The sequence below is a fragment of the Pseudomonas sp. CK-NBRI-02 genome, assembly GCF_008124495.1.
In the GTDB taxonomy this organism is placed as follows: Bacteria; Pseudomonadota; Gammaproteobacteria; order Pseudomonadales; family Pseudomonadaceae; genus Aquipseudomonas; species Aquipseudomonas guariconensis.
The window spans coordinates 209,458-219,351 of the sequence record NZ_VSJH01000007.1 but is presented as its reverse complement, the minus strand read 5'-3'; the positions used below and the strand labels follow the sequence as shown (position 1 = coordinate 219,351).

Sequence of the window (9,894 nt, the reverse complement as noted above, 5' to 3'; positions counted from 1 at the left end):
AGCTGTTCGTGCGGGCCTTCGGTACCAACAACTTCCCGGACTGCTCGAACATGTGCCACGAAGCCAGTGGCGTGGGCATGGGCGAATCCCTCGGCGTGGGCAAGGGCACTGTGGTGTTCGATGACCTGGAGGAAGCCGACGCGATCTTCGTCATCGGCCAGAACCCCGGCACCAACCACCCGCGCATGCTCGAACCGCTGCGCGAGGCGGTCAAGCGCGGTGCCCAGGTGGTGTGCTTCAACCCGCTCAAGGAGCGTGGCCTGGAGCGCTTCCAGCATCCGCAGCACCCCTTCGAAATGCTCAGCAACGGCTCGGAGCCGACCAACACTGCGTACTTCCGCCCGGCGTTGGGCGGCGACATGGCGGCCATGCGTGGCATCGCTAAGTTCCTGCTGCAGTGGGAACGCGAGGCCCAGGCCAAAGGCGGGCCGGCGGTGTTCGACCACGCCTTCCTCGAGGCGCACACCTCGGGTGTGGACGCCTACCTGGCAGTCCTGGATGCCACATCCTGGGAGCATATCGTCGAGCAGTCCGGCCTGAGCCTGGCCGAAATCGAGCTGGCCGCACGCATGTACAGCAAGGCAGAGCGGGTGATCATGTGTTGGGCCATGGGCGTGACCCAGCATCGCCACTCGGGACCAACACTGCGTACTTCCGCCCGGCGTTGGGCGGCGACATGGCGGCCATGCGTGGCATCGCTAAGTTCCTGCTGCAGTGGGAACGCGAGGCCCAGGCCAAAGGCGGGCCGGCGGTGTTCGACCACGCCTTCCTCGAGGCGCACACCTCGGGTGTGGACGCCTACCTGGCAGTCCTGGATGCCACATCCTGGGAGCATATCGTCGAGCAGTCCGGCCTGAGCCTGGCCGAAATCGAGCTGGCCGCACGCATGTACCGCAAGGCTGAGCGGGTGATCATGTGTTGGGCCATGGGCGTGACCCAGCATCGTGGGTGATCGGCGACTATGCCCGCATCCGTGACCTGATCGCCGACACCATCGTGGGCTTCCAGGATTTCAATGCCCGACTGCAGCAACCGGGCGGTTTCCACCTGGGCAACGCGGCGGCCGAGCGCGAATGGAACACCGCCACCGGCAAGGCCCAGTTCACGCCCAGCGAACTGCCTGAGCAACTGGTCAATGCCAAGGTCCTGGCCCGCGGCGACCAGCCGGACCTGATCCTGCAGACCCTGCGCTCGCACGATCAGTACAACACCACCCTGTACGGCCTGGACGACCGCTACCGGGGCGTGTTCGGCCTGCGCGAGGTGGTGTTCGTCAACGAGGCTGACATCCGCCGCCTGGGCTTCGAGCCCGGCGAGCAGGTGGACATGGTCTCGCTCTGGGAAGACGGCCGTGAGCGGCGCGTATCGGGCTTCCGCCTGGTGGCCTACGACCTGCCCGAGGGCCAGGCGGCTGCCTACTACCCGGAGACCAACCCGCTGGTGCCGCTGGAGAGCTACGGCGAAGGGACCTACACTCCAACGTCGAAGTTCGTGGCGATCAAGCTTCAGAAGGCGCGTGCGGACATCAGAATCGAAGTCAGCCACGCAGACTGACTGAAGGCCGGGGCTGCTTTGCGGCCCCAGCGTTCAGCGGTGAACCGGGTACGCCGTGGTGTACTTCATCTGCTCCATGGCAAAGCTCGAGGTAATGTTCGAAAGGCCGTCGGTGCTGGTAATCAGCTTCTTGTAGAAACGGTCATACGCGGCGATATCGCCCACCACTACCCGCAGCATGTAGTCCCAGTCGCCGGACATTCGATACACCTCCATCACTTCCTCGAACCCGGTCACGACCCTGGCGAATTGCTCGAGCCAGGCGCTGTCGTGACGCTGGGTCTTGAGCTGGACGAACACGGTCAGTCCCAGGCCCAGCTTTTCGGGGTCGAGCAGGGCGACGCGGCCGCGGATGAAACCCTCATCCTCCAGGCGCTTGACCCGCTTCCAGCAAGGCGTGGTCGAGAGATTGACGGCTTCGGCCAGGTCCTTGAGGGAGATGGAGGCATCGCGCTGGAGCAGGGTGAGGATGTGTTGATCGAAACTGTCCATACCGTTATCGGGCGCCCGTTGAGAAAAAGTTTCTCGAGATTAACGTGCTTGAAGAATAACGAGAATAGTCAAACAGCCCAGGCAGCAGATTCATCCCCCGCTCGGCGAAGGGCAGTGGATATGCCATAGTGGCGCCTTCCTTCCTCATCATCGTCAATGGACCCGACCATGTCCGACAACAAGCCGCGCAATTTCGCCACCCGTACCATCCACGCCGGCGAGCAGACCAGCGTCGCCGACAACGCCATCTTCCCGGCCATCGTCACCACCAGCTCGTTCATCAAGCGCGGTCTGGATGACCACCCCGAATACGCCTACAGCCGGGTCAGCAACCCGACCCGCCACGCCTATGAAACCTGCGTCGCCGCCCTGGAAGAGGGCGTGGGCGCGGTCGCCACCGCTTCGGGTGTCGGCGCCACGGCCACCGTGCTGGAACTGCTGTCCAAAGACGCCCACGTCGTGGTGATGAACGGCGTGTATGGCGGTACCTTCCGCCTGCTGGAGGACTACCGCAGCCGCACCTCGGGCCTGACCACCACCTATGTCGATCTCAACGACTTGGACGCCGTCGCCGCCGCCATCCGCCCCGAGACCCAACTGATCTGGATCGAGTCGCCGACCAACCCGTTGCTGCACCTGGTGGACATCCAGGCAGTGTGCACGCTGGCCCGTGAGCGCGGCATCCTCACCTGCATCGACAATACCTTCTGCTCGCCCTGGAACCAGCGCCCGATCACCCTGGGGGTCGATCTGGTGATGCATTCGGCGAGCAAGTACATCGGGGGGCACTCCGACCTGATCGGTGGCGTGGTGGTGGCGGCCAACGACGAGCTGCTCAAGCGCCTGCGCCGCATCAGCATGGCCGTGGGCGCGATCCAGGGGCCGTTCGACTGCTACTTGGCCCTGCGCGGGCTCAAGACCCTCGACGTGCGCATGGAGCGCCAGTGCGCCAACGCCCTGCGCGTGGCCCAGTTCCTGGAGGGGCATCCGCAGGTCGAGCAGGTGTATTACCCGCAGCTCGAAAGCCATCCGCAGCATGAGCTGTGCAAGCGACAGATGCGCGGCGGCGGCGCGGTGGTGGCGATGAAGATCAAGGGCGACCGCGCTGCGGTCAACCGCCTGGTGCAAGCGCTGTCGATCTTTGTGCTGGCCGATTCGCTGGGAGGGGTGGAGAGCATGATCAACCACTCCTGGAGCATGTCGCACAACTCCCTGAGCCCCGAGCAGAAGGGGCAGATGGGCATCAGCGAGAACCTGCTGCGCCTGTCGGTGGGTATCGAAGACTACCGCGACCTGATCGAGGATCTGGAGACCGGGCTCAAGGCTTCGGCCGGGGCGTAACGACAGCCGCTTGGGTCGTATGTCTGGCTTTCGCGGGTGAACCCGCTCCCATTGGCTTTTGCAGAACCTGTGGGAGCGGGTTCATCCGCGAATGTTTTTGAAGAGGGAATGTTATCTGGCGGGATGAACGATCCGTTCGATCTTGTCCTTGATCAGCAGGCGCTCCTTGCGCAAGCGATTGACCGCGTCGTCAGCGGTACCGTTGCCTTCGGCGGCCACCACTTCCTTGTCCTTGGCGTTGTACTCCTTGTGCAGTTGATGGAGCGTCTGGTCCTTGTCGATCAGCGCCTGGAAATCGTCAGCGGAAATGTGCAGGTCAGCGAGCAGATCATGCGGGACTGGCATTTCTTCACCTCGGGTCAGGGGTTGGCAAAAAGTCCTGAACCTTGAGGATAGTCGCCTTTGCCCGGTTGCGGGACTGGAGTAGGCTGTGGCACTCCCGCCATGACCTGGAACCCGCGCCATGCCTCATCTGAACCTGGAATACAGCGACAACCTGGCCGATCTGAATGTCGATCTGCTGCTGATGCGCCTGAACCACACCCTGGTGGGCAGCGGGCAGTTCGCCGACGAGCTGGATATCAAGAGCCGTGCCCAGGCCTTCGCCCATTACCGGGTGGGCACCGCACCGCTCGAACGGGCGTTTGCCCATGTACGGCTGGCGATTCTCAGCGGGCGTTCGGCGCAGGTGAAGAAGCAGTTGTCCGCCAGCCTGCTGGAGGTGCTGAGCGAAGTAATCGCCGCTCGCGAGGGGCTGGATATCCAACTGTGCGTAGAGGTGCAGGATATCGACCGCGAGCCTTACGCCAAGCTACATCTGCCCGCCGGGGAAAGATGAAATTCATTTAATGTTAAAAAGATATCAGCCAACCCTTTGTTGGCGTCTTTTTCACAAATTCTTGATGGTGCGCTTTCTAGAGTTCGGTCAACTTCCCCGGTGCCCTGCCAGGTGCGTGGGCCGATCTTAATTCTCGACTGCGAACATCATCTTGAACGTAAAAACACTGCGGGCCGAATGGGTCACGTTGCTGGCCAGTCTTTACCTGTTGATCGGGTTCAATACCGCGCTCTGGGAGCACCTGGAAACCGCTGTACCTCCAGGCATGGTGGGCATGTGGCTGTTACTGGCCTTCGCCGTGATGATGCTGTTCGCGTTCAACCTGCTGCTGACGCTGGTGGCGTTCAGGTACGTGCTCAAGCCATTGTTGATCGTGTTGTTCATGAGCGGCGCGGGGGTTGCCTATTTCATGAACCAGTACGGTGTGCTGATCGACACAGGCATGTTCCGCAACATGGCCGAGACCAACGTCGCCGAAGTCCGTGACCTGCTGTCGATCAAGTTCGCCCTTTACATCGGCCTGCTCGGCGTCCTGCCGTCGGTGCTGCTGTGGAAGGCCAGGATCGCCTATCGGCCCTGGCATCGCGAGCTGCTGGGCAAGCTGGTGGTCAGCGGTGCCTGCGTGGCGGCCCTGGGCTCAGTGGCGCTGGTCAACTACCAGGGGCTGTCTTCGCTGTTTCGCAACCACCATGAAATCCGCCTGATGCTCACCCCGAGCAACATCGTCGGCGCCTCGTTCGGTTATGTCAGCGAGCGCCTGGGCAGTGCCGCGCGGCCGTTCCAGCACTACGGTGAGGACGCCAAGCGCGACCCCCATGCCTGGCAGCGCCACGAACGCAAGTCGCTGACCGTGCTGGTGGTGGGGGAGAGCGCCCGGGCCGAGAACTTCGGGGTACTGGGTTATGGACGCGACACCACGCCTCGCCTGAACCAGGAGCAAGGCCTGCTGGCGTTCAGCGATGTGCATTCGTGCGGCACCGAAACCGCCGTGTCGGTGCCGTGCATGTTCTCCGGCATGCCACGCAAGGACTACGATGCTCGCGTTGCCAAGAACCGCGAAGGGCTCCTGGACATCCTCCAGCGCGCCGGCCTGAGCGTGCAGTGGCGCGACAACCAGTCCGGGTGCAAAGGCACCTGCGACCGGGTGCAGTTCGTCGATGTCAGCAACCTCAAGGACCCTAAGCTCTGCGCCGATGGTGAATGCCACGACGAGATCCTTCTGCAGGGCCTTGGCGAGCTGCTGGACAATCTGACTCAGGACACCGTGCTGGTACTGCACCAGATGGGCAGCCATGGCCCGGACTATTACAAGCGCTATCCGGCCAGCGCCGAGCGCTTCACCCCGGTGTGCCAGAGCAACGCCCTGAACCAGTGCGACCAGCAGGCCATCGTCAACAGCTATGACAACACCTTGGCTTACACTGACCAGGTGCTGGGCTCGCTGATCGATCTCCTGCGCAGCCGTCAGGACAAGGTCGACACCGCGATGATCTACCTCTCCGACCATGGCGAGTCGCTGGGCGAATACAACCTGTACCTGCATGGCACGCCCTACATGTTGGCGCCCGAGCAACAGCGTCATGTGCCGCTTTTGGTTTGGTTCTCCGACAGCTACCGCCAGGACTTCGCCCTCGACACCGACTGCCTGGGCCGTCTGCGCGACGCGCCGCTGAGCCAGGACAATCTGTTCCATTCGATGCTCGGCCTGTTGCAGGTGCGTACCGAGGTCTACCGGCAATCGATGGATATGTTCGCCAGCTGCCGGCCGTGGATGACCGCCGACCGTTGATCAAACCAAGGATGGCGCAGGTTTCACCCCCAATGCCCGCGCCGTATATACTGCCCGCCATTATTTGTGGGAGAGCCTCGTGGGCATCGAAATACACTGGATACGAGATGACCAGACCCTGGCCGAACACTGCCGGGCCTGGCGCGAGCTGCCCTTCGTGGCGCTCGACACCGAGTTCATGCGGGTCGACACGTTCTATCCCAAGGCCGGCCTGATCCAGGTCGGTGAAGGCAACCGGGCTTTTCTGATCGACCCATTGCTGATCCGCGACTGGCAGCCGCTGGCCGAGCTGCTCGAGGACAACGGCGTGGTCAAGGTGCTGCACGCCTGCAGCGAAGACCTGGAAGTGCTCCTGCGCCTGACCGGCAAGCTGCCGCAACCGCTGTTCGACACCCAGCTGGCCGCCGGCTATCTGAATATCGGCTTCTCCATGGGCTACTCGCGCCTGGTGCAAGAGGTCCTGGGCATCGAGCTGCCCAAGGGCGAAACCCGTTCGGACTGGCTGCAACGGCCATTGTCCGAAACCCAGGTCAGCTACGCCGCCGAGGATGCCGTGCACCTGGCCGAGCTGTTCAGTGCCCTGCGCCCGCGCCTGTCGGACGACAAGTATGCTTGGGTGCTCGAAGACGGCGCCGAGCTGGTTGCCCAGTTGCGCCGCGAAGTCGAGCCGGAGCTGCTTTATCGCGACGTGAAGCTCGCCTGGAAGCTCAGCCCCCAGCAACTCGCGGTGCTGCGCGAATTGTGCATCTGGCGCGAGCGTGAGGCCCGCAGCCGTGATGTACCGCGCAACCGCGTGCTGCGTGAGCACTCGCTTTGGCCCATGGCCAAAAGCCAGCCGGACAACCTGTCGGCCTTGGCCCGGATCGACGACATGCACCCGCGCACCATCCGCCAAGACGGCGAGTTCCTGCTTGGCTTGATCAAGCGCGCGGCGAGCCTGCCGGCCGAACAGTGGCCGCAAGCCTTGCCCGAGCCGCTGCCGATCGAGGCCTCCGGCATCCTCAAGCGTCTGCGCGCGGTCGGCCAGGCCGAAGGCGAGCGTCTGGGTATCGCCCCGGAACTGATGCTGCGCAAGAAAACCCTCGAAGCCTTGCTCAAGAGCGGCTTCCCCAACGGCCCCTATCAACTGCCCGATTCGCTGCGCGGCTGGCGCCGCGAGCGCATGGGCCAGGCCCTGCTGGACAGCCTGGCAGGCGCCGGAGACTCCTGATGAAACGTATTTGCTCGATCTACAAGAGCCCTCGCAAGAACGAAATGTACCTCTATGTGCTCAAGGCCGAGGGGCTGGCGCGAGTGCCCGAGGCCTTGCTGCCCTTCTTTGGCACCCCGGTGCATGCCTTCGACCTGGTGTTGACCCCCGAGCGCAAGCTGGCGCGTGAGGACATCGCCAAGGTGCTTGAGAACCTCGACAACCAGGGCTACCACCTGCAGATGCCACCGCCCGAGGACGACTACATCGAGCACCTGCCCGAAGAGCTGCTGCGCCGCAACGACCCGGCCTGACCTCGGCCCGGTCCCCATCGTTCGTCAAGCGACCCGCCTGCCGGGTCGTTTTCGTTGTTTGCCAAGGTTGTCTTCTACATGCGCGTTCTGATCGCTGAACAGGATCATGCCAACTATGCCCGCCTGCTGGGCGAGGCGGCGCCAGAGCTGGATATCGTGACCAGCGGCGATTCCGCCGAATTATCGCGTCTGGCGCCTGACTGCCCGGTATGGCTGGGCCAGCCCGACCTGCTTGCCAGTCTGCTGCGCCAGGGCCATGCGCCCCGGTGGATACAGTCCACCTGGGCCGGCATCACGCCGCTGCTGGCCAAAGGCCTGCCGCGTGATTACCGCCTGACCCGTGCGGTCGGTATCTTCGGCCAGGTGATGGCCGAATACATGCTCACCTACATGCTGATTCACGAGCGCGACGTGCTGGCGCGTCTGGTCAGTCAAGTCGAGCGCCGTTGGGATGATCGTCCGGGGCGCTCCCTCGAAGGTCGTCGGGTGCTCGTGGTGGGCACGGGCGATATCGGCCAGCGGGTCGCCGAGTTTCTCGTGCCGTTCGGCGTGACCTTGTATGGCATTGCCAGCAGTGCTCGCGAGCAGGCGCCATTCGTCGAGGTGGCCGGGCTCGAGGACTTGCCGCGCATGGTGGCGCAGGCCGACTACGTGCTCAACCTGCTGCCGGACACGCCGGCGACGCATGATCTCTACGATGCTGCTCTGTTCAAGTGCTTCAAGCCCAGCGCTCTGTTCATCAATGCCGGGCGCGGCGTGGCAGTGGTCGATGCCGACCTGGTGGAAGCCTTGAAGCAGGGCCATCTGGCCGGGGCAGTGATCGATGTCTGCCGGCAGGAGCCGCTGCCTCAGCGCCATCCGTTCTGGACGGCCTGGGGCCTGCTGTTGACCGGGCACAGCTCGGCGCCCACCTCGCCAGTGGCGATGGTGCGGTTGTTTGTCGAGAACATGCAGGCGTATCAGGCGGGGCAGGGGTTGCGCGGGGAAGTGGATTTCAAGCGCGGGTACTGAGTCGGTCGCAGTTCGCGGATGAACCCGCTCTCACAAAGACCGCACGGTCTCTTGCAGGAGCGGGTTCATCCGCGCATCAGGGCCGGGAGAGCCTCAGAGGCTGAAGTCGCCCTCGGCCGCCAGTTCGCTCAGCGGACGGCGTGGGCTTGGCTCTTCACGCGCTTGCAGGGCCTCGGCCAAGGTGGCCTTGTCGCCGAGCTTGCCGATCGCCACCATCGCGTGCAGCGCATAGCCTTCGGGGATTTTCAGCTCCTTGCGAGCCAGCTCCTGATCGAAACCGGCCATGCCATGGGTGTGCCAGCCGCTGATGCTGGCTTGCAGCGCCAGGTGGCCCCAGGCGGAACCGGTGTCGAAGGTGTGCCACAGGGCCGGTTTTTCCTCGCTGGAGCCAGGGGCGGCGAAGGTGGTCTTGGACATCACCAGTACCAGCGCCGAGGCCTGTTGCGCCCAGCTGCGGTTGAACTCGTTGAGGATGCCCAGGTAGCGCTCCCAGTTCGCCGTGTCACGGCGGGCATACAGGAAGCGCCAAGGCTGTGAGTTGTAGGCCGAAGGCGCCCAGCGCGCGGCCTCCAGGAAACTCAGCAGGGTCTGCTCGCTGATCGGCTCGGCGGTGAACGCCCGTGGCGACCAGCGGTTGATGAACTGCTCATTGATGGCGTAGTCGGCGATGCGTGGGTTGGCGCTCATGCGTGCTCCTGCAAATGGACGGGAAAGCGCGCACGCTACTGCGTCTGGTCGGCACTGACAAGCGGTCTGGCTTTGGTTCGGGACAGGCTCTAGACTGGCGCCGCCATGGCGGCAGCTGCGCGTTTGAAGCTGCTAGCCACAAGAAAAAGCCGTTACGCCCGCTCTTGCTTGAAGCGTGTTGTTTCAAGCATGCCGCTGGCCCAAGCAGGAACACGTGTGATGATCGCCGATACCGCGCCCTTCTGGCGGCGCAAGACCCTCGAGCAACTCGACCCGCAAGAATGGGAGTCGCTGTGCGACGGCTGCGGCCTGTGTTGCCTGCAGAAGCTCGAGGACGAGGACGACAACAGCGTCTACTACACGCGCATCGCCTGCAAACTGCTAGACCTCACCACCTGCCAGTGCAGCGACTACCCGAACCGCTTCGCCCAGGTGCCCGACTGCATCCAGCTCACCCCGGGCAAGGCCGACCAGTTCAAGTGGTTGCCCACCACCTGCGGCTATCGCTTGGTCAGTGAAGGCAAGGACTTGCCTGCCTGGCATCACTTGGTCTGCGGGGATCGCAACCAAGTGCATGAACAGCGTATTTCCCAGTCTGGGCGCATGCTCAGCGAGCACGATGTCGACGAGGACGACTGGGAAGACCACCTCATCTTCCGCGCCGGCTGATCACGTCGCG

General features: G+C 63.6%; 10 protein-coding genes and 1 pseudogene. 8 read left to right on the top strand and 3 right to left on the bottom strand.

Going from position 1 to position 9,894, the window contains the following annotated elements; genetic code table 11:
* Positions 1–1,554, top strand: a pseudogene (locus DQ397_RS24985) (hypothetical protein); the annotation flags it as partial.
* 33 nt (positions 1,555–1,587) lie between these two features.
* Here the strand turns inward: DQ397_RS24985 and DQ397_RS07780 are convergent.
* Positions 1,588–2,046: an Lrp/AsnC family transcriptional regulator gene (locus tag DQ397_RS07780; protein ID WP_043215826.1), complete on the bottom strand. Its 459-nt coding sequence runs from the start codon at positions 2,044–2,046 to the stop codon at positions 1,588–1,590.
* 156 nt (positions 2,047–2,202) lie between these two features.
* On the opposite strand from DQ397_RS07780, the gene DQ397_RS07775 reads away from it, so the two are divergent.
* Positions 2,203–3,387, top strand: coding sequence for a PLP-dependent aspartate aminotransferase family protein (locus DQ397_RS07775; RefSeq protein WP_043215825.1), 1,185 nt, complete (start codon positions 2,203–2,205; stop codon positions 3,385–3,387).
* Positions 3,388–3,498: 111 nt separating this feature from the next.
* Here DQ397_RS07775 and DQ397_RS07770 read toward each other — a convergent pair whose 3' ends face one another.
* Positions 3,499–3,732 carry a YdcH family protein gene (locus DQ397_RS07770; RefSeq protein WP_043215824.1) on the bottom strand — a complete coding sequence of 78 codons (234 nt, stop codon included), beginning with the start codon at positions 3,730–3,732 and terminating at the stop codon, positions 3,499–3,501.
* Positions 3,733–3,850: 118 nt separating this feature from the next.
* Here DQ397_RS07770 and DQ397_RS07765 point away from each other — a divergent pair, with 118 nt between their 5' ends.
* The 5 genes from DQ397_RS07765 (at position 3,851) to DQ397_RS07745 (ending at position 8,528) form a co-directional block, all read left to right on the top strand.
* Positions 3,851–4,225 (top strand): 5-carboxymethyl-2-hydroxymuconate Delta-isomerase, encoded by a 375-nt coding sequence (locus DQ397_RS07765; protein ID WP_043215822.1) that lies wholly within the window; start codon positions 3,851–3,853, stop codon positions 4,223–4,225.
* Between the two features lie 148 nt (positions 4,226–4,373).
* On the top strand, positions 4,374–6,014 hold the full coding sequence (locus DQ397_RS07760; protein ID WP_043215820.1) for a phosphoethanolamine transferase: 1,641 nt from the start codon (positions 4,374–4,376) through the stop codon (positions 6,012–6,014).
* Positions 6,015–6,093: 79 nt separating this feature from the next.
* Complete coding sequence (gene rnd / locus DQ397_RS07755) at positions 6,094–7,224, top strand: ribonuclease D (RefSeq protein ID WP_070571426.1); 1,131 nt, start codon at positions 6,094–6,096, stop codon at positions 7,222–7,224.
* A complete protein-coding gene (locus DQ397_RS07750; protein WP_043215465.1) occupies positions 7,224–7,517 on the top strand; it encodes a YcgL domain-containing protein in 294 nt (97 codons plus the stop codon). The genes rnd and DQ397_RS07750 overlap by 1 nt, the downstream gene beginning before the upstream one ends.
* A gap of 78 nt (positions 7,518–7,595) precedes the next feature.
* Positions 7,596–8,528 carry a D-2-hydroxyacid dehydrogenase gene (locus tag DQ397_RS07745; RefSeq protein WP_043215467.1) on the top strand — a complete coding sequence of 311 codons (933 nt, stop codon included), beginning with the start codon at positions 7,596–7,598 and terminating at the stop codon, positions 8,526–8,528.
* Between the two features lie 93 nt (positions 8,529–8,621).
* On the opposite strand, the gene DQ397_RS07740 is transcribed toward DQ397_RS07745, so the two are convergent.
* Positions 8,622–9,215: a nitroreductase family protein gene (locus tag DQ397_RS07740; protein WP_043215469.1), complete on the bottom strand. Its 594-nt coding sequence runs from the start codon at positions 9,213–9,215 to the stop codon at positions 8,622–8,624.
* Positions 9,216–9,434: 219 nt separating this feature from the next.
* Between DQ397_RS07740 and DQ397_RS07735 the strand changes: the two genes are divergently transcribed.
* Complete coding sequence (locus DQ397_RS07735; protein ID WP_043215470.1) at positions 9,435–9,884, top strand: YcgN family cysteine cluster protein; 450 nt, start codon at positions 9,435–9,437, stop codon at positions 9,882–9,884.
* Positions 9,885–9,894 lie beyond the last annotated feature (10 nt).